The organism is Hafnia alvei, from assembly GCF_034424155.1.
GTDB lineage: Bacteria > Pseudomonadota > Gammaproteobacteria > Enterobacterales > Enterobacteriaceae > Hafnia > Hafnia alvei.
The window spans coordinates 4,612,529-4,633,007 of record NZ_CP139992.1 but is presented as its reverse complement, the minus strand read 5'-3'; the positions used below and the strand labels follow the sequence as shown (position 1 = coordinate 4,633,007).

Genomic DNA, 20,479 nt, shown 5'->3' with positions numbered 1-20,479 from the left:
ACCGTTTGAGAACAGGAGTTGCGCCATGTATCTGGGTATTGATTTAGGGACCTCCGGCGTAAAAGCCATTTTGCTCAGCGAAGAGGGCAAGGTGATAGCCAGCCATGGCGAGCCGTTACAGGTCAATCGTCCACATCCATTATGGTCTGAGCAAGATCCCGCATCATGGTGGCGTGCCACGGACGCGGCGGTGCTGGCGCTGGGTCAAAAGCATTCACTGAGCAACGTGCGAGCGGTTGGGCTGACAGGCCAGATGCACGGGGCTACGCTGCTCGACAAACAGCAAAATATTCTGCGACCGGCAATTCTCTGGAACGATGGGCGCAGCGCGCAGGAGTGCCGAGAATTAGAGGCGAGCGTGCCCAACTCTCGCCAGATTACCGGTAATTTAATGATGCCGGGGTTTACCGCGCCGAAGCTGAAATGGGTGGCAAAGCATGAGCCCGGCGTGTTTGCTCAGATAGATAAGGTGCTGTTACCCAAGGACTACCTCCGCTGGAAGATGAGCGGTGTTTTTGCCAGTGATATGTCCGATGCAGCAGGAACGATGTGGCTAGATGTAGGCCTGCGTGATTGGAGTGATGAACTTCTGGCAGCAACGGGGCTTAATCGCAGCCATATGCCTACGTTGTTTGAAGGCTCGCAGATTACGGGCGAATTACTGGCATCCATTGCGCAGCGTTGGCATATGCCGGTTGTGCCCGTGGTGGCGGGCGGTGGCGATAACGCAGCGGGTGCTGTGGGTGTGGGTTTATATCGTTCAGGTCAGGCGATGCTTTCGCTTGGCACATCCGGCGTCTATTTTGCCGTCAGTGATGGTTTCTTAAGTAATCCAGAAAGCGCGGTACACAGTTTCTGCCACGCATTGCCGAATACGTGGCACCTGATGTCAGTGATGCTCAGCGCGGCATCGTGTTTGGATTGGGTCGCGAAACTCACGGGGCTTAGCAGCGTGGCTGAGCTGCTAAAAGAGGTGGAAAGCAGCGCTCCGGCAGAGGCTCCGCTGTGGTTTTTACCTTATCTCTCCGGCGAGCGCACGCCGCATAATAATCCAGAAGCCAAGGGCGCATTTTGGGGGCTGACTCATGAGCACCAGCGCGCCGATTTATGCCGAGCCGTATTAGAAGGCGTGGGCTTTGCGCTGGCGGATGGGATGGATGTTTTGCACGCCACGGGCCTAAAACCGCAGCGCATTACCCTGATCGGCGGCGGCGCACGTAGCGCATATTGGCGGCAGATGCTGGCTGATATCAGTGGTCAAACGCTTGAGTACCGAACCGGTGGCGACGTTGGCCCAGCGTTAGGTGCCGCACGACTCGCCCAAATCGCACTGCATCCGAGTACGCCGCTCGCCGAACTGCTCCCCGAACTTCCGCTGGAACAGGTGCATAAACCTGATGCGGCACGATATGAGAGTTATCAAGAAAGAAGACGTATTTTCAGAGAGTTATATCGGGCGTTGGAGGTGTTTACATTGCCGCCACCGAATAGGCAATGATAAAGCGATCTCACGTTAGCCGGTGATGTTTGGCTAACGACCCCACCCTAACCCTCCCCTTGTCAGGGGAGGGAACCGTTCAGCGATGTTTGTAAGAATCTAGATCGGCTCCTCCCCCTGCGAAGGTGGAGGTTGGGAGGGGCTTGTCGCAATACTGGGTAGCGACCCCACCTAACCCTCCCCTTATCAGGGGAGGGAACCGTTCAGCGATGTTTGTAAGAATCTAGATCGGCTCCTTCCGCTGCGAAGGTGGAGGTTGGGAGGGGCTTGTCGCAATACTGGGTAGCGACCCCACCTAACCCTCCCCTTATCAGGGGAGGGAACCGTTCAGCGATGTTTATAAGAATCTCGATCGGCTCCTCCCCCTGCGAAGGGGGAGGTTGGGAGGGGGTCTTTAATCCACCTAAGCCAACGTCCCCACAATACTCAAATCACTGTCATCCGGCACTTCATTATACGAAAGCACCTGCAACCCTGCGGCGAATAGGCGTGCGTAGCGTGAAAGGATAGGGCGAAGCTGCGGAGCAACCAGCAAAATAGGGGCGTGCCCTTGCGCCTTCATCTGCTCGTGGATCATCGGCATGGTATTTTGTAACTGCGACAAAATATTTGGATCAACTGGGAAGCTATCTAGCGCCACTTTGCCTGCTTGCTGAGACTGATTCAGGGCACTCAGCAGCAAGTTTTCCAACTCATTATCAATGGTATATACCGCCAGAGAACCTTTATCGCCATTGACGCTATTAATAATGGCGCGGCGTAGCGCGTAGCGCACGTCGGCGGTTAGCAAGATAGGGTCTTTGGTTACTGCGGCGCTTTCTAACAGCGTAGAGGCGATGGTCACAATATCTTTTAACGAAACGTGTTCGGTCAGTAGCTGACGATAAATGCGTAGCAGTTGGCTGAAGTTAAGCGCGCCAGCCAGATCTTCCGCCAGTTTGGGGGCCTGTAAGCCCAAACGCGCATGAAGATGGGTGATATCGTCATAGTTGAACAAATCTGGCAAATAGTGACGCGCCACTTTATTCACGTGCGTCGCGACCACGCTGGCGCAATCCACAACCTGATAGCCTAGGTTTAACGCCTTGGCTTTTTGTTCTGGCACGATCCAGATGATCGCCATGCCATAGGCCGGATCGGTATCTAATACGCCGTCAATTTCGCCATACAGTTCAGCGCCCGGAATAGCCATTAATTTGTCGGAGTGAACTTCGCCGGTTGCCACCTTTATCCCGTTGATATGAATGGCGTACTGGGCTGGCTTCAGGCGGAAGTTTTCACGAATCCGAATTTCGGGTAGCAATACGCCACAGGTTTCAGATATCACTTGTCGAACACCGCGAATACGCTGAGAAAGCGGGCTGCCTTTGGCTGAATCAACCAGCGTGACCAGCTTATACCCCAAGTTCAAACCGATAGGCTCGATAAGCGGGATGCTATCCCAGCTCACAACCGGCGTATTGTCTTTGGAAATGGCTTCGCTGATAGCCTCCATATCGGTGATCGGCTCGGCTTTTTGCACCTTCTTGCTCTGCTTCCATCCGGCGAACAAGAGCAAACCAGTGAAGCTAAGGAAGGCAATATGCGGCATGCCTGGCACCACGGCCAGAATGAACATCACAAACGCAGCGGTATAGAGAACGGTCGGTTTTGCTAGCAGCTGAGTTTTGATCTCATCGCTAACGTCTTCACCATCGCTCACGCGGGTCACGATAATTGCAGCGGCGGTCGCCAACAGCAGGGATGGGATCTGACCTACCAGACCATCACCAATCGTCAGCAGAACATATTGCTGGAACGCATGGCTGGCATCCAAATCGTATTTAAAGATACCAATACAGATACCGCCGATTACGTTGATAATCAGGATCATGATCCCGGCAACGGCGTCACCACGCACAAACTTCGACGCACCGTCCATCGCACCGTAGAAATCGGCCTCGTTGGCCACGTCTTTACGGCGTGCTCTGGCCTGTTCCTGATTGATCAAACCGGCGTTCAGATCGGCGTCGATAGCCATCTGTTTACCCGGCAGAGCGTCTAGCGTAAAGCGAGCAGAAACCTCGGAAATACGTTCAGCACCCTTGGTAACAACCACGAAGTTGATGATCATCAAAATCACGAAGACCACAAAACCCACGACGAAGTTACCGCCAATGACCACCTGACCAAAGGCCTCGATAACCTTACCGGCAGCGCCTACGCCTTCGTGACCGTGAAGTAACACCACGCGGGTGGATGCCACGTTTAGCGTCAGTCGCATCAGCGTGGTTATCAGCAAAATCGTTGGGAAAACGGCGAAGTCGAGTGGACGCTTACTGTTGACCGCAACCAATAGCACCAACACCGCCAGCACGATGTTGAAGGTGAATAGGATATCCAGCACCAGCGGTGACAACGGCAAAATAACCATTGCCAGCACGCACAGCAACAGGATCGGAACGCCGACTTTTCCCTGCCTTAATGTTGTAAAAGCCAGCTTTAACTTACTGTTTGCCATGCGTCTTTAGCACCTCTTTCGGGATCTCGATTTGCGTATTCAAACGGGGTTTAAATTCGGTTTGGCCTGAACGCCAAGATTTAATCTGCATCACATAGGTCAATACGTGTGCGATAGCGCGGAACAGCTGCGCCGGGATCTGTTGATTTACGCGAGTGGTGTGATAAACCGCACGCGCTAGCGGCGGGAACTCCACCACTTCAATGTTATTGGTCATCGCCACTTCACGGATATAAAGCGCAATATCATCCACGCCTTTAGCGACAATAAAGGGCGCTTGGGCTTTATCGGGGTCATATTTCAACGCCACCGCATAGTGCGTTGGGTTAGTCAGGATCACGTCGGCGGTGGGCACGGTTTGGTTAATCTGCCCCATGGCCATCTGACGTTGTAGCTGGCGAATACGGCCTTTAATTTGCGGATTACCGTCGTTATTTTTGTACTCTTCTTTCACTTCCTGCTTGGTCATGCGCATCTTTTTGGTGAACATGAATTTGCTCAGCGGCACGTCAATAAAGGCAAATAGGACGATAATGGCCACGAAATAGCTGAGAACGTGATGCAAAATGTCGAAGCCAGCCATAATGGCCTGACGCAGATACATGGTTTGCAGCTGTAACAGCGGTGTCAGAGAGTCATGCACCATCATGTAGAGCGTGACGAGCAATACCCCACACTTCGCCAGCATCTTGCCCACGTCTACGTAGTGGCTGGCGGAGAACATGCGTTTTACGCCGCTGATCGGATTAATTTTTTTAAAATCAGGGATTAATTTATTTGGCGTAAAAATCCAGCCACCCGGCACCAAGCTGGCCACAATGCAGGCGATCGGAATTGGGATCAGCGTGGCGATAAACTTCAATAAGATAAAAACGTTACGCAGTAAAAACTGCTCAATCACGCCATCATCATCCAGCTTGTTTCCCATGATGCTCACCGACATAAAGGACTCGCTGATTAGGTGTTTATAAAAAGGGAAAAAAACCGTCATGGTGATAAACGAGGCCAGTAAACCGGTCGCCATCGTCATATCTTTGGAGCGTGGAATATCCCCTTTGCCGCGGGCTTTTCTCAGTTTGCCCGAGGTGGGTTTTTCGCTCTTTTCACCTGAACTGGCAGACATCAGTTCACCCTCATATTGTCGAGGCGTGCCAAAATCTCGTTGGTTAAATTGAGATAATGGTCGGGGACGTTAGCGATAATCAGCGTCATACACAGCAGGCCAAACAGCATGCTGATAGGAAAGCCGAGAGAAAACAGATTCAGCGTAGGCGATACACGGTTAAGCAGACCAAATCCGCCCTGCACAATCAGCATCACGAAGGTGGTCGGTAAGGCAATCAGCGTGGCTGACGACATAATCCAGCCCAAGCTCAGCGCCAGCGTGCGCAGTGAAAACTCATTGATGGCTTGCCCGATAGGCCAATAGACAAAGCCTTTGTACAGGATAGTCATAAACAGCAGGTGCCCATCCATGGTGAAAAATAGCAGGGCGCAAAATACAAAAATAATCTGTGAAATCACGGTAGTGGACGAGCCGCTGCTGGGATCGTTCATCATCGCCATACCGAGTCCCATATTCATTGAAAGAATATGCCCCGCGGTTTGCAGCGCAACAAACACCAGCTGTAGCGTCGCTCCAAACAGAAAACCCCACAGAATTTGTTCGCCCATCAAAATCACGCTGCGCATCGATATCAGCTCGGTGAGCACCACGTTATTGTGCAGCATGGGGGTTATCAGAATAGAAAGCCCCAGCGCGGTGCCAATTTTGATACGGCGTGAAAATGACTTCTGATCGAAAATCGGGCAGAAATGCAGAAAAGATAAAATACGCACGAAAGGCAGCCAAAGCGCCAACAGCGGCGTAATTAACGTCTGAATATCAATGCCCATAGCGATTTATCCAACCAGTACCGCAGCTTGGTGGAAAATATCGATAGTGAAATCGGACAACTGAGTCAGCATCCATTTTCCACCAAAGATCAGCACCAGTAGCGTCATAACCAGACGGGGTAAAAAGCTCAGAGTTTGCTCGTTAATCTGAGTGGTGGCCTGAAAAATACTCACGCACAGGCCAATCAACAGGCTGGGAATAATCGCCACTACAGAGATCATCAGCACGAGGCGAATACCGCTGGCCATGATGTCGCCAGCAACGTCCATCGTCATCATGGCTATAATCCCTGCACGCTAGAGGTTAGGGTACCGACGATAAGCGTCCACCCGTCACACAGTACAAACAGCATCAGCTTGAACGGCAGTGAGACGATCAGCGGCGATAGCATCATCATACCCATCGCCATCAGAATGCTGGCGACGATCAGGTCAATGACCAAAAACGGAATGTAGATCATAAAGCCAATCTGAAACGCGGTCTTAAGCTCGCTCAGAATATAGGCTGGCGTCACTACGGTCAGATCCTGCTCTTCGGCCGCTCCGGTCACCTGTGCAATGCCCATCATCTGCGCCATCGCTTTTTGGCTGGTTTGCGCCAGCATGTATTTTTTCAGCGGCGCTTCAGCCTTCACCAATGCTTCTTTCATGGTGATCTGATCGCTTTGATAGGGCACCACGGCATCGTTATAGACCGTGGTCCAAACTGGACGCATAACCAATAGCGTTAAGGCCAGCGCGATGCCGGTCAGGATTTTATTGGGTGGACTTTGCTGTAGACCTAACGCCTGACGCAAAATGGCCAGCACGATAATAAAGCGGGTGAAGCAGGTCATCATCAGCACCATGATTGGCAGCAGGCCAAGCAAGGTCATCAGGATCAGGATTTCAATTTTGACGTTGTAATCCTGACCGCCGCCGTTATCTGCGGTGCTAAATAGCGTCACGTCTCCGTTTGCGGCAAGCAGCAGCGGAGAGAAAAGCAATCCGATGGTAAGCAGTAGCGTTAAGCCACCGGAGCGGATCAGGCGATTCATCGTGCCAGCTCGCCTAAGTCTTTGCTGTTGAACTCGATAATGCGCAGGCCGTATTTATCATTAAGTACCACGACTTCTGCCTTACCGAACAAGATGCCGTTCACTTTAATATCCAGCGGTTCGCCTGCGAGCTTGTCGAGTTCTATCACGGAATCGTTGTTAACCGTCATCAGCTCAGCCAAAGAAATCTCTACGGAGGCAACCTCTAAGGTCAACGTGACAGGTATGCGGCTAAAGAGCGACATTTTGCGCATCTTATCTAGCGGGCTTTCGACGTTGCTGTCCTGTTGCAAATCGTAGCGAGGAGCGCTGTCGCGATTCTGGCTTTCTGTCGTATCAGTCTGAGGGGCTTCAGACAGATTGAAATCGTCGAAGTTAAGATCCTGCGCCAGGTCGGTTTGTTGATCACTCATAGTTCATCTCGGTGGTTTTATCGTTGAATTCAGACAAGAACAATTTGCCGCGGTCTTCTGCTACCACGGCGCTAAACATCTGCTCTTTACCGATAAAGATAGGAAGCTGCTCATTCAACGAAATAGGAATGACATCGCCAGCTTCAATATTTAATAATTGGGAAACCGTTAGATTTAAACTCGCCAGTCGGCCATTCAGTTTCAACGGTAAACCATAAAACATGCGTTCAATTTGAGCAGGGGTAATATTTTCACGCGGCTGAGTTTCTTCGATTGGCCCACGCATATTAGATAGCATTTTATCCACGTGATGGTTATCTAATAGAATAGAGAACCCCCCTTTCTCGTAGCCTTCTAACCAAAACGTCACGCAATAAGACCACTGGCTAATTACCGTTGAGTAATCATTTTTTATTTCTAATGATTCACCAAACGTTTCCTGATTGATAATTAATTGCGTTAATTCTTGCGCCAGTTTTGTTTTTAGTCGTTCTTCTGTTTTTGTTGTAGGTTGTTCTAAATCAGGAGATAGACGCGTGTTGTCTTTGCTTAGGCCATAATAATCGTGAAGAATATCGAGCAATAAAATACGGTCGATATCAAATGCAATATTTCCATAAGGCGTAGAAAAAATTTGCGCGTTCTTGTAATTACAGTCCATTTTAAATGTCATTTTATTTAACGCGACATTAACACGGTATTTCTTCAAGAAATAAATACTCAGCTTGGCATCTAGGATGTCAAAGCAGTCATTCATAATCTTAGGCAGTTTATGATAAGGACGTCCAAGCTTATTCACTTCCAGCTTAACCAAGTCAGGATGCTGGTTTTTGTTGTGTATTCTGATTCTGTTTGCTGAAGGCTGCATTTTTATTCCAAGTGTGACTTTCTTCTGGCAGCTTAAGCTTCTTCAGTCATACCCTGAGTCGTGAAATATCTTGGGTACATCAAGGTTCGAATAGTGCTTGCCAAAAAATGTGTAAAAAAATTCATTTGTTACTTAAGTTATGATTTCAGTGAGTCGTACTATTTATTTGAGAGCTACAACTCTAAACCGATAACGCTCGACAATCTTCACAACACATCCTTTTTCACGGGAATAGGATTAAACCTGCATTCCACTTTCTATACAAGGGGTGTTGGCTTATTAATCTATTATTTATATTAGATTAATACCCATTAATAACTTTTTATCTTATTGATTATAAAGTCTTTATTTTTTAATACTCATTAAAAACAAGACAATGATTAAGGTATCTATATACTCCGTTTTATTGAATCGTCACCTAAGTAAACTAATAACTATGTTTATTATCCATGAGGCGATACAACTAGATTGTAAATATGTTTTATAATTGTTAAGTAGAATGAATTACCGGTAACAAAGAGAGGTTTTAATATTTTCTCTCTTTTAATGTGTCATTGCTTGTATAGAGAAAAATACTCTGTCGTTATCACCTTTGCAGCACACATTAATACGGTATGAAGATACCTACATATTATATGTAGGCCACTCTCGGTTTATAGAGGCTGCAATACACCATGAATATTATCGTCGATCACCAATCTCACAATGAGAACGGATTTATTGCTAATGCGCCATCCAGTGTTAGCGTATTTTCATTAGCCCGTCGCGTGGCCAACTTTAATGTTTCCGTACTCATTACGGGTGAGACCGGTACGGGTAAAGAGTGTGTGGCTAAGTACATTCATCATCATGCCCTTGGTGAAAATGCACCTTATATCGGCGTAAATTGCGCAGCGATTCCAGAAAGTATGCTGGAAGCTATTTTATTCGGTTATGAGAAGGGGGCTTTTACCGGTGCAGTGACAAGCGTTCCAGGTAAATTCGAACAGGCTAACGGTGGAACTTTATTGCTTGATGAAATTGGAGATATGCCACTTTCGTTACAGGCTAAATTATTACGTGTATTACAAGAGCAGGAAGTTGAGCGTTTAGGTAGCCATAAACGTATCCCTCTTGATATTCGTTTAATTGCATCAACCAATAAAGATTTGCAAGTTGAGATTGCTGAAGGGCGTTTTCGTCAGGATCTGTTCTATCGTTTATCCGTGGTGCCTATACATATTTCACCGCTGCGTGAGCGCACCCAAGATATTATTCCTTTGGCGCTACGCTTTATTCAAAAATATCAGGCTTTCCATGCGGGTAAAACTCAGCTGACTGATGAAGCACGTCAGGCATTGTTGCAATACAACTGGCCAGGCAACGTACGTGAATTAGAAAACGTTATTCAGCGCGGACTGATTCTGAGTAATAACGGCGTGATTAAAGGCAGCGATTTTGGCCTAGCCGCCACACCCATTCCAGCCGCACCGGGAATGCCGATGTTGCCTGCCTATGATGAAAACGCGCCTGTTTCGGCAAGCGGTGCCGTTCCTGCTATGCGTAACGTGAAGCTGCACGGCCGTATGGCGGAATTCCAGTACATCGTCGATCTGCTGAAACGCCATAAAGGTAACAAATCTAAAACAGCCGAATTTTTAGGTATTACGCCGCGTGCGCTGCGTTACCGACTCGCCTCAATGCGTGATGAAGGCATTGATGTGGAATGTTATTCGTAATTGCGAAGCTGGGGTGAGCTGGCCTTGTCATTCATCCCCACCCTAACCCTCCCCTTCGCAGGGGAGGGAACCGTTCACGTAGGTTGCGAAAACCCTGATCGGCTCCTCCCCCTGAGAAGGGGGAGGTTGGGAGGGTGTTGGCAAGGTGTCGCTCACCCCATAAAGGAAATAAGTGATGGATAAGATTGAAGGTTTAGGTATGCCAGCGTCGCAAATGCAAATGATGCAGCGCATGCAGCAAACCGCGGTGGCAGCGTCGGCGGGCATTGCGCCAAACATGGCTATTGCACCAGCGAATACCTCGTTGTTCTCTTCCGCGCCGCAGTCTGTTTCTTTTGGTCAGGTGATGAATAACGCCATCAACCATGTCGATCAAATGCAGCATGTTGCCAGCGCGAAACAAACGGCGATTGATACCGGCCAAAGTGATGATTTAACCGGCGCAATGCTGGAAAGCCAGAAAGCCAGCGTGGCCTTTTCTGCCATGGTGCAGGTGCGCAATAAGCTCACCACGGCGCTGGACGAAGTTATGAATATCGCCCTCTAAAGGTTAGTCAGTGTTAAACAAAATCAAAGCAAAAATCCCCGCGTTGCCGCAGGGTATCAATAAAAATATGGTGATGATTGGCGCCGCAGCCGTTGTGCTGACCGGCGCTATTGTCATTTCTTTATGGCGCAGCAATCAGGGCTATGTCGCGCTATTTGGCTCTCAGGAAAACATACCGGTTTCACAGGCGGTTGAAGTTCTGGGGGCAGAGAATATTGCTTACCGTATCAATCCTGATAACGGCCAACTCCTGATTGATGAAAGCAGTCTGCCAAAAGCCCGTATGGCGTTGGCAGCCAAAGGTATTTCGGCGGTAATGCCAAGCGGCTACGAGCTGATGGATAAAGAGGAGATGCTGGGCAGCAGCCAGTTTATCCAGAACGTTCGCTACAAACGCAGTCTCGAAGGTGAGTTGGCGCAAAGCATCATGGGGTTAGATCCGGTTGAGCATGCGCGCGTGCATCTCGGCCTGATGGAATCCAGTTCGTTTGTGATGAGCAATAAACCCGACAGCAGCGCTTCCGTGGTGGTGCGTTTACGCTATGGCAAAGAGCTGAACGATCAGCAGGTTGGGGCGATTGTGCAACTGGTTGCCGGTAGCATTCCCGGCATGAAAGTCGCTAACGTGCGCGTTGTCGATCAGAACGGCGCTTTGCTGTCTGAAGGCTTCCAAGCGGGTAATTCCAACATTGCCGGTATCCGTCAGGGCAACGACGTGATCAACCGTCTAAAAGCCGACACCGAAAAGAATATTGCTAACCTGCTGAGCTCCGTGGTGGGGACTTCCAACTACCGTATCAGCGTCGTGCCACAGGTTGATATGAGCAGCGTTGAAGAAACGCAGGAACGTCTGGGCGGCGATCCGCGCATCAGCAATGAAAGCGTGAATCAGGAAAACACCACCAACGAATTAGCGATGGGCGTTCCGGGTTCCTTGAGTAACCGTCCGGCTCCGCCAGCGCCTGCGGCAGGCGCTGCTCCTGCCGATGCGAACAACCAACAGGCACTCTCCACGCGCAATCAGGCTCAACGTAATTACGCCTACGATCGCGACGTGCGTCATATCCGTCATCCGGGATACAAGCTGGAAAAAATGACGGTCGCCATTGTGCTGAATAAAGCGGCTCCGGCGTTAGCCGAATGGACGCCAACTCAGGTTACCGGCCTCACTAAATTAATTGAAGATGCGGCCGGCATCAGCCGCGATCGCGGCGACTCGCTCACGCTCGACATGATGGCATTTACGGCACCGGCCGATATCGACATGCCGGTCATGACGTGGTGGCAAGATCCCGCTATTCAGCGCTGGGGTGAGATGGGCGGAATCGGCTTCTTGGCTCTGCTCGCCGTGCTGTTTGGTGTGCGTCCGGTTGCGCGTCGATTCAGTCAGGTACGTGATCCTGTGACCGTTGATGCCATCGCTGATGAAATGCCAGATAACAAGCTACTTGAAAAAGATATGGTGACGACGGATGAGGGGCTCACCCAAGGGCTCCCGAATGCCATCGCCTTCCAAGAAGACAACAATCTGCCGCCGCAAAGCTCCGGTCTGGAGACCAAGGTGGAATATATGCAAATGCTGGCTCAACGTGAAACCGAGCGAGTGGCTGAAGTATTGAAACAATGGATTAACAGCAATGAGCGTGATGGCACAAAACAATAGTAGTCGAATCGGTTCGAACGCCAACAGCGAACGTAGCCGCATAGAACAAGCCGCTATTTTGATGCTGAGCATTGGCGAAGCAGCAGCGGCGACCGTGATGCAAAAACTCAGCCGTGAGGAAGTGATTCGCATCAGCGAAACCATGGCGCGTATGCACGGCGTTAAGGTGGCGCACGCTCGTCAGGCGATTAATAACTTCTTCCAAGATTATCAGGAACAAAGCGGCATTAACGGTGCTTCGCGAACTTACCTGCAAGGGATCTTGGAAAAATCACTCGGCGGTGAAATCGCCCGCAGCGTGATCAACGGTATTTATGGCGATGAAATTCGCTATCGCATGGCGCGTTTGCAGTGGGTAGATATTCCCCAGTTGGCCGCGCTGATTGAGCAAGAGCACTTGCAGTTACAGGCCGTGTTCTTGGCTTTCCTGCCGCCGGAAGTGGCGGCTGGCATTCTGACTTACCTGCCTGAAGAGCGTCAGGACGAAGTGGTTTACCGCATCGCTAAGCTGGATGACGTGAACCGCGACGTCATTGATGAACTGGATCGACTGATTGAACGCGGCGTTGCCGTGCTGTCAGAACACGGTTCGAAGGTCACCGGTATTAAGCATGCGGCAAATATCGTGAACCGTATTCCTTCTAATCAGCAAATTTTGTTAGACCAATTGCGTGAGCGTGACGAAGAAGTCGTGGATGAGCTGAAAGATGAAATGTACGAATTCTTCATTCTTAGCCGTCAAAACACCGCCACGTTGCAGCGTCTGATGGATGAAATTCCGATTGAAGATTGGGCGGTAGCGCTGAAAGGCACCGAAACCGTTTTACGTCAGTCCATTTTCAACGTAATGCCAAAACGTCAGGTTCAACTGCTGCAAAGCACCACGGCCCGTTTAGGCCCAGTGCCGGTTAGCCGTATTGAACAGGTTCGTAAAGAGATCATGAGCTCTGTGCGCTCGCTGGCTGAAGATGGCGAAATTCAGGTACAGCTCTTCGCTGAGCAAACGGTGGAATAACGGTCATGCATAAAGAAAACCAAAAATCAGTTTTTGCACCGCTCAATAGCCGCCGTTCCGCTGCGCGTCAAAGCGCCGTTCCACGCCAGCATAAGTTTCCGCCTTTGCGGAAAAGCTGGCAGAAAGCCAATGGCTTAGCGGGCGAAAGCGGCGACGTAATGCAGGCGCTCGATCCAGCAGAATATCAAAAGCAGCTGATGGATGGTTTTCAGGACGGATTGAACCGTGGTTTTGCTCAGGGTCTGGAAGAAGGCAAAGAGGAAGGCTATCAGGAAGGCGCGAATGCGGGTTTTGAAGAGGGAATGCGCAAAGGTTTTGCCGAAGGAAAACTGGCTGGAAAACAGCAATTTATCGATGCCGCTGAGCCGCTTGATTCTCTCACCGCTCAGCTACAGCGTTATCTTGATGGCTATGAACTTCGCCGTCGTGAAGAGCTATTACAGCTGGTAGAAAAAGTGACACGTCAGGTGATCCGCTGCGAGCTGACGTTACAGCCAACCCAGCTATTAACGCTGGTGGAAGAAGCGCTCAGCAGCCTGCCGCAGATCCCCGATCAGCTCAAGGTGTATCTCAACCCTGAAGAATTCCGCCGCATTAGCGAAGCCGAGCCTGATAAGGCGCGCGAGTGGGGACTGTGTGCGGATGCGGATATGGCACCGGGTGAGTGTCGGGTAGTGACAGACACCTCCGAAATGGATGTTGGCTGCCAGCATCGCCTCGATCAGTGCATGGACGTGCTGCAAAGCAGTTTATTGCCTGATACCGCTGATGAGCTAGTTGCATGATAAATACCGACTTTGAGCAGGCGCTAAAATCCATTGAAAACATCAATCTGGCACGCGTGGCCGGTCGTTTGGTGCGAGTAAACGGCATTCTGCTGGAGTGTGTTGGCTGCCGCTTAGCGGTGGGGCAACTTTGCCGCGTAGAAAGCACCGAACATGAGTTGATGGATGCGCAGGTGGTCGGTTTTGACCGCGATGTCACTTACCTGATGCCGTTCAAACACCCCGTCGGTTTAATTGCGGGCGCGCGCGTATTTCCGGCTGAAAAAGATGAAGGCGTATTGATTGGCGATCAGTGGCTAGGCCGCGTGGTGAATGGATTAGGTGAACCGCTGGATGCCAAGGGCAAACTTGGTGGCGATACCTTATTGCCTCAGCAAATTGCGCAAATTCACCCGCTGACGCGACGTCCGGTTGAAGAGCCATTAGACGTTGGCGTGCGCGCTATCAATGGTTTGCTCACCATCGGCAAAGGGCAACGTGTCGGTCTGATGGCCGGCAGCGGCGTGGGTAAAAGCGTGCTGCTGGGCATGATCACCCGTTATACCCAAGCAGAAGTGGTGGTGGTTGGGTTAATCGGCGAACGTGGCCGCGAAGTGAAAGAGTTTATTGATAATTCGCTGGGCGCTGAAGGCATGGTGAAATCCGTGATCGTTGCGGCGCCGGCGGATGAATCGCCGCTGATGCGTATCAAAGCTACCGAACTTTGCCACTCTATTGCCAGTTACTACCGCGACAAAGGCAAAGACGTACTCTTGCTGGTGGATTCACTCACCCGTTATGCGATGGCGCAGCGTGAAATTGCGCTGTCATTGGGCGAGCCTCCGGCAACCAAAGGCTATCCGCCTTCGGCGTTTGGCATCATTCCTAAACTGGTGGAAACCGCAGGCAACAGCACCGGCGCGGGCACCATGACGGCAATTTATACGGTGCTAGCCGAAGGTGATGACCAGCAAGATCCGATCGTGGACTGCGCGCGAGCGGTGCTGGACGGGCATATCGTTTTGTCTCGTCATTTAGCAGAAGCAGGGCACTATCCGGCTATCGATATTGGTCAGTCAATCAGCCGTTGTATGAGTCAGGTGACGCAGCGCGATCACCAGCGAGCAGCTCGCACCCTCAAACAGCTGTATGCCGAATACATGAGCATCAAACCGCTGATCCCCCTTGGTGGCTACGTGGCGGGAGCCGATCCCATGGCCGATCGCGCGGTAAAACTCTCCCCGGCAATCCACAATTTCTTGCAGCAGGAAGTCTCAGACGCCGCGCTGCTTAACGGCACCATCAGCGATCTTTGCCTTCTGGCACAGGCTTAACCCGATAGGTATCCCTATGAGCAAGATGATTTCAACGCTGGAACAGCTGCGCCAACTGCGTAACCGTGCGGTACAGGACATCAGCGGGAAGCTCTCTTCGCAGAAGCAGCTTTGCCAGCGCTATGAACGCAATATTGCCGCACTTACCGAGCTTTCGGCCGGAGTGCCGCAGCTACAGGGGAGTTCGGCACTGCTGATGAATAATCAGTCTGGCTATAAGAAAAACATTCAACGCGTGATCGAATGGCAGAGACAGGAACAGGCACTGGCGGATATTCAGGCTAAGCAGCTACAGGCAGATTTAGTCCATGAAGCGCGCCGTGAGAAAAGCGTGGAGTTGGTACTCGAACAGCGCCGTGATTTCGTGGTGCGTGAACGTGAGCGACAGGCGCAAAAAGTGACTGATGCGATCTCGACCCAGTGCTGGCTGCGCCGTCAGGCCGCGACACGTTAATCAGATACGGTACATAAGTGTGAATAACAAACTGAATAATAAAAAAAATACCTCGTCGAATTTGATGAACCATCTGCTCCAACGCCAGGGCAGTCATCGGATTGAAGGCGAAAAGCCTTTTGTGAGCGTGGTGTGTCCGAGCTACAACCGCCGCGAGTTTTTACCCTACTTGCTTTATATCTATCAATATCAGGATTACCCCGCCGATCGCCGTGAACTGATCATCGTGGATGATTCGCCACACAGCAGCCAAGATCTGGTTGATATGCTGGTTGACCCTAGCATGGAGAACGTACGCTATATTCACAGCGATCGCCGTCTGATGCTGGGTGAAAAGCGCAACATGCTTAACGATCTGGCTAAAGGTGAATATATCGTCTGTTTCGACGATGATGACTACTATTCGCCGCAAAAAATCTCTTATCAGGTGGATGAACTGCAGCGTAACAACGCGCTGTTTTCAGGTTCCGATCAGATCTACGTTTGGTACAGCCATCTCAATAAAATCTATCGCACTCATCCTTTTGGGCCAAATCATGCGCTCAACGGTACGTTTGCCTATCACAAAAAGTTTCTGAGAAAGCATCGTTATGAGCATGACGCGATGCTGGCTGAAGAACAGGGCTTTCTGAATAATTTTACCGCGCCGGTTTTACAAATCGACCCTAAGCGCGCCATTTTGTGTGTATCGCACAGCGCTAACACCTATGACAAAGATTACATCATGTCGAGCTGTGAACCGGTTGATCTGACGCTGGAAGACTTCGTTCAAGATACTAATCTGCTGGCGCACTACCGCCGCCTAAGCCTAACGCCTTCGACTCAGCCTGTTTACTGGGAATGCTTTGAGAAAGTGGTGGTGCTGTTTGATCCTGCGTGCGAAGCCGACTTGCCCGATCGCTGTCAGGCGCTGATGGCGTTTGGTATTCCTTCTGAACGGCTGGTGTGTTTGCCTAAGCGGATTGAATCAACGCGAGAAATTTCAGAGCTCACCACGCATTGCCATGTTCTGGAGCAGGCGCAACAGCAGGAATGGCGCAACGTATTGATTTTGGATGCCGATATCCAGTTTGTGAAAAAAGAAAACACGGTCACCAACGTCAACGGTTTGCTCAAAGCGTTGCCCAATATCGAATGGAACGTCGTGCTGTTAGGCGCTAAGCATTTTGAGATGCACCTGATGGAAAGCTTGCCGTCGGTTGGCCGAGTTTATGACGCGCTTTGTGGCTGCGCGTATGCCGTTAATAGCAGCTATTTCAATATATTACTGACCCACTACCGTGAATGTTTAACCTCGTTGCAAGCGGGTGCTGAACCCAAAGCCGCACGCATGGATATGCGCTGGAAAGAGCTGATGCAACAACATTGCTGGCTGGCATTTCACCCCAGCTTCGCTTACCTGAACCGTGATTGGGATTACTTGCAGGATAAAGAAATTGACTGCACTCACTGGTTCTTTAGAAAACCTAAGTAAAGAGCAGCGCGTAAGCGCGCTGTTCTGGAGAAGATTGAAATGCAACTGATTGAAAGTTATCAGCCTGAATATGTGGCTCGTTTTGTGGCTCTTCAGGAAACGTGCAACTGCCCTAAGTGTAAAGCCGAGCAGGGCGAATATCCGCGAGTCACTCAACGCTTCCAGAATCAAGAGCGTGAAAGCCTGATGCTGGGCTGTGAAAGCGCGGTGCGTGAGACATTGCTCAACCCTGAGGCTTTTGTGCTACATCCGGTTCAAACACAGGCTATGGCGAAAGAGGCTCTCAGCCCGTGGCTGGAGCAGGTGAACCAGCAGTGCATCAATTTAACCATTCAGCGTGCCATGAATTTGGAGTGCAGCCTGTATGCCATCGGCGTGCTGCTGAGCAAGGCGCAAACTCTGTCAGAGCAAGGCGATGAGTCCTGTGAGCAGATTGCTTCCATGGGTGAACAGCTGATGTTGCTGGCCGATCAAAATGTGCTCCAGCAGCAACTGGGGATGTTGCCGCCGATTGTTGAGAGCCGACTTGAGGCGCTGCAAGGAATGGGCGCGCTGCGTTTGAATCTGAACCTGCCTTTACCGCAAAAAATGCCGATGATGCTGAAACTCAGTGAGCTAAGCATTATGCAACCGGCACGCTTAGCAGAACGCTTGCAGGAGTTGGAGGCCGCTTGGCAGACCCAAACTCTCTTTACAGAACAGCCGCATATTCTGCGCAATGCGCTGCTGTATAGCCTATATCACCACGTGTTCCCTGGCATCGATGCCAAGAACTATGGCGAATCATTCTTGGCACTGGTGCGCCATTTCTTCCGCCTGAAAATGCTGTGCGCGATGTGGTTAACCGATAACGAGCAATTAACCGAAGAAAACGTGGTGACGCTGTTCAGCGCCTATTTTGCATGGCAGACAACGGAAACAGCCCAGTTCAATGCCGATCATACTGCGGATTACAGTTTGCTGACGGGTTTGGCGCTTATTTAATCCAGTGCGCTAGTTGGTATTGAGGAAGGACAAATGACAAAAAAAACAGCGCCTATATCCATCGGTTTTTTTATGGAAACAGCTTTTCACTATGATGTTTATAAAAACATTATTTTGGCTTTGTTAGAGAGTAACAATGTTTGTTATCTGGTGATCAATGACCTGATGGAGGAAAGCTTCCTCAATGACATGACCACCTATATTAAAACGCTTCCTCAGCATAAAAATCTCGGCTTGCTGCGAATCAGTAAGATGCATAAAGAAGGGCTAGCGGTGACCTGCATGGTTAGCCCATATTATTCTCCAATCTTACATGGACGGGCACAGTTTCACGTTAGAGCGATGTATGGTTTAGCCAAAGATGTATGGGGACATGCGTGGTGGAATACGTTTTATGACTCTATTTTATGCTATGGGCGCTATTCTCAAGAGCGTCTAAACATTTTCGATACGGCTGTTGTGGTGGGAAATCCTAAGTTTGATGATTGGTATCATCATAAGTATGACTCGGTGCTAGTTGAGGCATTACAGGGCGATAAGTCTCGCCCAACGGTGCTATATGCACCAACCTATGGTGATTTAAGTTCCGTCTCTCACTGGGCAGAAAAACTGGCTTCTCTAACAGATGATGTGAACCTTATTGTTAAGCTCCATCATGGAACACGTTTCCGACAGTCTGATAGCGCTGCATTAGCCTTGGCTCAGCGCTATTTGAGTGATTATTTGGTTGATGGTGTTCCTACATTTTGCCTTTTAGCAGCAGCTGATATTGTCTTAACTGATAACAGTGGATTCATTTTTGACTCCATTCAGGCTGGCAAGAAAACATGCCTGCTGGAATGGAGCGGAATGAAAAAGATGATTAGAAATAATCAAACACTGACAACGCTGGATAGCGCTGAGCAAAAGGCTCGTGACTATTTGCATACAGCGGGCGATCTAGAATCTCTGCTTCATGTTTTAAAATCAGAAGTTAAATATCACCGTGCTGATGATGAAATTGCGCATTATCAAAAATATTATTGTGATGAGTTTCAGGATGGGTTAGCGGGAGTGCGTGCGGCTAAGGTTATTTGCGATCTAGCGATAAATAATAGACAGACTAATTTGTATTTACTTAGTTTACGACAGAAATTGTTCCCTCATTAACGTTTGTTGTTTTCAATGTTATAAGAAAATATCTATCTGAGTCTATAACCTATTTTGAAGTCTGTGAAGGAGATGTTCTTTTTTATGAATACGCCATTAGTTAGCGTAATTGTCACAAGTTTTAACCACGCTAAGTTTATCGGCTCTGCTTTAGATAGCATCTATGCGCAGACTTGGAAAAATATTGAAGTCATTGTTGTTGATGATGCCTCTACCGATGGCTCTCAAAAAATAATTAAAAAATATCAAATAGAACATGGGTTAAAATTCATAGAGCGTAAAGATAATTATTATACAGACAAGATCAAGCAAGGTGAGAAGCCAATTATCCAGGCCATGAACTGTGCTAGTGGAAAATATATTGCTGTTGTTGATTCAGATGATTTGATTTTGCCAGAAAAAATAGAGCGTCAGGTAGGCCTGCTAGAAGCTAATCCTGACTGTACACTCTGCTACGGCGGCATTGAGGTTCTGACGTCTGATGGGAAATTGGCTCCATACCCAAATTTTTTTATTAATGGAGATGCTTTTTCACGTCTGTTAGTGAATGGTAATTGTGGCTTATATATTGGCTCGCTAATTCGCCGTTCGTCTTATGTAGAGCTAGAGCGTTCCCATCCAGACTTGGTGCAGGAAGACTGGGATATGTTTTTGCGGTTAGCAAAAATTGGACCGTTTGTTTGTGATCCTCGGACGGTCGCTTATTATCGTCGGCATGATAATAACACATGGTATCGACAAGACAAAAATACCTTAATGTATCGTAATAGAATGATGATATTAGAGTCTTGGTGTGATGAGCCGGAGTGGCCAGATGCAATGGCGCTGCGTTGGAAGCACTATGCTAATCATGAAAAACCCACGCATGAAAGTATTAATGAGTTACTGCTTGAGCGACCAAATGATTCACTACTACATTATTTACTCTTTTGCATATTTTTAGAGAACAATGAAATAGCTTTAATGAAAAAACATTTATTGTTATCTATAAGCTATTGCGATGAACGCCTTAGCGTGCTTCCTATTTTATATGGTATCGCAAGCCAAGTGTTAAATACGCCAATAGAGTTGGAAATATTAATACAGGATATGGAATCACGAATTAAAGAGTTTCAAACACAGCCTTGTTATCAAAGTGCTCTTGAGAAATTGAAGGGATATTAAT

19 protein-coding genes are annotated in these 20,479 nt (G+C 49.2%); 12 read left to right on the top strand and 7 right to left on the bottom strand.

Annotation, left to right across the window (positions count from 1 at the left end; genetic code table 11):
- The first annotated feature begins 25 nt into the window (after positions 1 to 25).
- A complete protein-coding gene (xylB, locus tag U0008_RS21405; protein WP_043489881.1) occupies positions 26 to 1,498 on the top strand; it encodes a xylulokinase in 1,473 nt (490 codons plus the stop codon).
- Between the two features lie 403 nt (positions 1,499 to 1,901).
- Here xylB and flhA read toward each other — a convergent pair whose 3' ends face one another.
- From flhA to U0008_RS21370, 7 genes are read right to left on the bottom strand one after another with little or no spacing between them, the layout of a single operon-like run.
- On the bottom strand, positions 1,902 to 3,998 hold the full coding sequence (gene flhA, locus U0008_RS21400; protein ID WP_051874049.1) for a flagellar biosynthesis protein FlhA: 2,097 nt from the start codon (positions 3,996 to 3,998) through the stop codon (positions 1,902 to 1,904).
- Entirely contained in the window at positions 3,985 to 5,121 is a 1,137-nt protein-coding gene (flhB, locus tag U0008_RS21395; RefSeq protein WP_043489867.1) for a flagellar biosynthesis protein FlhB, read from the bottom strand. Before flhB ends, flhA begins: the two co-directional genes overlap by 14 nt.
- On the bottom strand, positions 5,121 to 5,894 hold the full coding sequence (fliR, locus tag U0008_RS21390) for a flagellar biosynthetic protein FliR (RefSeq protein ID WP_043489864.1): 774 nt from the start codon (positions 5,892 to 5,894) through the stop codon (positions 5,121 to 5,123). Before fliR ends, flhB begins: the two co-directional genes overlap by 1 nt.
- 6 nt (positions 5,895 to 5,900) lie before the next feature.
- Positions 5,901 to 6,173: a flagellar biosynthesis protein FliQ gene (fliQ, locus tag U0008_RS21385; RefSeq protein WP_025799703.1), complete on the bottom strand. Its 273-nt coding sequence runs from the start codon at positions 6,171 to 6,173 to the stop codon at positions 5,901 to 5,903.
- Positions 6,174 to 6,175: 2 nt separating this feature from the next.
- Entirely contained in the window at positions 6,176 to 6,931 is a 756-nt protein-coding gene (gene fliP, locus U0008_RS21380) for a flagellar type III secretion system pore protein FliP (RefSeq protein ID WP_025799701.1), read from the bottom strand.
- Positions 6,928 to 7,344 carry a flagellar motor switch protein FliN gene (fliN, locus tag U0008_RS21375; RefSeq protein WP_043489861.1) on the bottom strand — a complete coding sequence of 139 codons (417 nt, stop codon included), beginning with the start codon at positions 7,342 to 7,344 and terminating at the stop codon, positions 6,928 to 6,930. Before fliN ends, fliP begins: the two co-directional genes overlap by 4 nt.
- On the bottom strand, positions 7,337 to 8,158 hold the full coding sequence (locus tag U0008_RS21370; RefSeq protein ID WP_226930032.1) for a FliM/FliN family flagellar motor switch protein: 822 nt from the start codon (positions 8,156 to 8,158) through the stop codon (positions 7,337 to 7,339). Before U0008_RS21370 ends, fliN begins: the two co-directional genes overlap by 8 nt.
- A 728-nt stretch (positions 8,159 to 8,886) precedes the next feature.
- On the opposite strand from U0008_RS21370, the gene U0008_RS21365 reads away from it, so the two are divergent.
- The 11 genes from U0008_RS21365 (at position 8,887) to U0008_RS21315 (ending at position 20,478) form a co-directional block, all read left to right on the top strand.
- Entirely contained in the window at positions 8,887 to 9,930 is a 1,044-nt protein-coding gene (locus tag U0008_RS21365) for a sigma-54 interaction domain-containing protein (protein ID WP_025799695.1), read from the top strand.
- A gap of 175 nt (positions 9,931 to 10,105) precedes the next feature.
- Positions 10,106 to 10,477: a flagellar hook-basal body complex protein FliE gene (locus U0008_RS21360; protein WP_043489859.1), complete on the top strand. Its 372-nt coding sequence runs from the start codon at positions 10,106 to 10,108 to the stop codon at positions 10,475 to 10,477.
- Between the two features lie 10 nt (positions 10,478 to 10,487).
- Entirely contained in the window at positions 10,488 to 12,140 is a 1,653-nt protein-coding gene (gene fliF / locus U0008_RS21355) for a flagellar basal-body MS-ring/collar protein FliF (protein WP_043489857.1), read from the top strand.
- Complete coding sequence (locus tag U0008_RS21350) at positions 12,115 to 13,155, top strand: flagellar motor switch protein FliG (RefSeq protein WP_025799690.1); 1,041 nt, start codon at positions 12,115 to 12,117, stop codon at positions 13,153 to 13,155. The genes fliF and U0008_RS21350 overlap by 26 nt, the downstream gene beginning before the upstream one ends.
- A gap of 5 nt (positions 13,156 to 13,160) precedes the next feature.
- On the top strand, positions 13,161 to 13,940 hold the full coding sequence (gene fliH / locus U0008_RS21345; RefSeq protein ID WP_043489854.1) for a flagellar assembly protein FliH: 780 nt from the start codon (positions 13,161 to 13,163) through the stop codon (positions 13,938 to 13,940).
- Positions 13,937 to 15,253: a flagellar protein export ATPase FliI gene (fliI, locus tag U0008_RS21340; RefSeq protein ID WP_043489852.1), complete on the top strand. Its 1,317-nt coding sequence runs from the start codon at positions 13,937 to 13,939 to the stop codon at positions 15,251 to 15,253. The genes fliH and fliI overlap by 4 nt, the downstream gene beginning before the upstream one ends.
- 16 nt (positions 15,254 to 15,269) lie before the next feature.
- Positions 15,270 to 15,707 (top strand): flagellar export protein FliJ, encoded by a 438-nt coding sequence (gene fliJ / locus U0008_RS21335; RefSeq protein ID WP_043489850.1) that lies wholly within the window; start codon positions 15,270 to 15,272, stop codon positions 15,705 to 15,707.
- Positions 15,708 to 15,726: 19 nt separating this feature from the next.
- Complete coding sequence (locus tag U0008_RS21330) at positions 15,727 to 17,181, top strand: glycosyltransferase family 2 protein (protein WP_227660068.1); 1,455 nt, start codon at positions 15,727 to 15,729, stop codon at positions 17,179 to 17,181.
- Between the two features lie 39 nt (positions 17,182 to 17,220).
- Positions 17,221 to 18,165: a flagellin lysine-N-methylase gene (gene fliB, locus U0008_RS21325; RefSeq protein WP_043489849.1), complete on the top strand. Its 945-nt coding sequence runs from the start codon at positions 17,221 to 17,223 to the stop codon at positions 18,163 to 18,165.
- 33 nt (positions 18,166 to 18,198) lie between these two features.
- Positions 18,199 to 19,314, top strand: coding sequence for a CDP-glycerol glycerophosphotransferase family protein (locus U0008_RS21320; RefSeq protein WP_043489846.1), 1,116 nt, complete (start codon positions 18,199 to 18,201; stop codon positions 19,312 to 19,314).
- A gap of 84 nt (positions 19,315 to 19,398) precedes the next feature.
- Entirely contained in the window at positions 19,399 to 20,478 is a 1,080-nt protein-coding gene (locus tag U0008_RS21315; RefSeq protein ID WP_043489844.1) for a glycosyltransferase family 2 protein, read from the top strand.
- Position 20,479 lies beyond the last annotated feature (1 nt).

Bases quoted from the DNA above. Each gene is read 5' to 3' on its own strand.
- xylB (WP_043489881.1), top strand. From the start codon at position 26: ATGTATCTGGGTATTGATTTAGGGACCTCCGGCGTAAAAGCCATTTTG.
- flhA (WP_051874049.1), bottom strand. From the start codon at position 3,998: ATGGCAAACAGTAAGTTAAAGCTGGCTTTTACAACATTAAGGCAGGGA.
- flhB (WP_043489867.1), bottom strand. From the start codon at position 5,121: ATGTCTGCCAGTTCAGGTGAAAAGAGCGAAAAACCCACCTCGGGCAAA.
- fliR (WP_043489864.1), bottom strand. From the start codon at position 5,894: ATGGGCATTGATATTCAGACGTTAATTACGCCGCTGTTGGCGCTTTGG.
- fliQ (WP_025799703.1), bottom strand. From the start codon at position 6,173: ATGATGACGATGGACGTTGCTGGCGACATCATGGCCAGCGGTATTCGC.
- fliP (WP_025799701.1), bottom strand. From the start codon at position 6,931: ATGAATCGCCTGATCCGCTCCGGTGGCTTAACGCTACTGCTTACCATC.
- fliN (WP_043489861.1), bottom strand. From the start codon at position 7,344: ATGAGTGATCAACAAACCGACCTGGCGCAGGATCTTAACTTCGACGAT.
- U0008_RS21365 (WP_025799695.1), top strand. From the start codon at position 8,887: ATGAATATTATCGTCGATCACCAATCTCACAATGAGAACGGATTTATT.
- U0008_RS21360 (WP_043489859.1), top strand. From the start codon at position 10,106: ATGGATAAGATTGAAGGTTTAGGTATGCCAGCGTCGCAAATGCAAATG.
- U0008_RS21350 (WP_025799690.1), top strand. From the start codon at position 12,115: ATGAGCGTGATGGCACAAAACAATAGTAGTCGAATCGGTTCGAACGCC.
- fliH (WP_043489854.1), top strand. From the start codon at position 13,161: ATGCATAAAGAAAACCAAAAATCAGTTTTTGCACCGCTCAATAGCCGC.
- fliI (WP_043489852.1), top strand. From the start codon at position 13,937: ATGATAAATACCGACTTTGAGCAGGCGCTAAAATCCATTGAAAACATC.
- fliJ (WP_043489850.1), top strand. From the start codon at position 15,270: ATGAGCAAGATGATTTCAACGCTGGAACAGCTGCGCCAACTGCGTAAC.
- fliB (WP_043489849.1), top strand. From the start codon at position 17,221: ATGCAACTGATTGAAAGTTATCAGCCTGAATATGTGGCTCGTTTTGTG.
- U0008_RS21320 (WP_043489846.1), top strand. From the start codon at position 18,199: ATGACAAAAAAAACAGCGCCTATATCCATCGGTTTTTTTATGGAAACA.
- U0008_RS21315 (WP_043489844.1), top strand. From the start codon at position 19,399: ATGAATACGCCATTAGTTAGCGTAATTGTCACAAGTTTTAACCACGCT.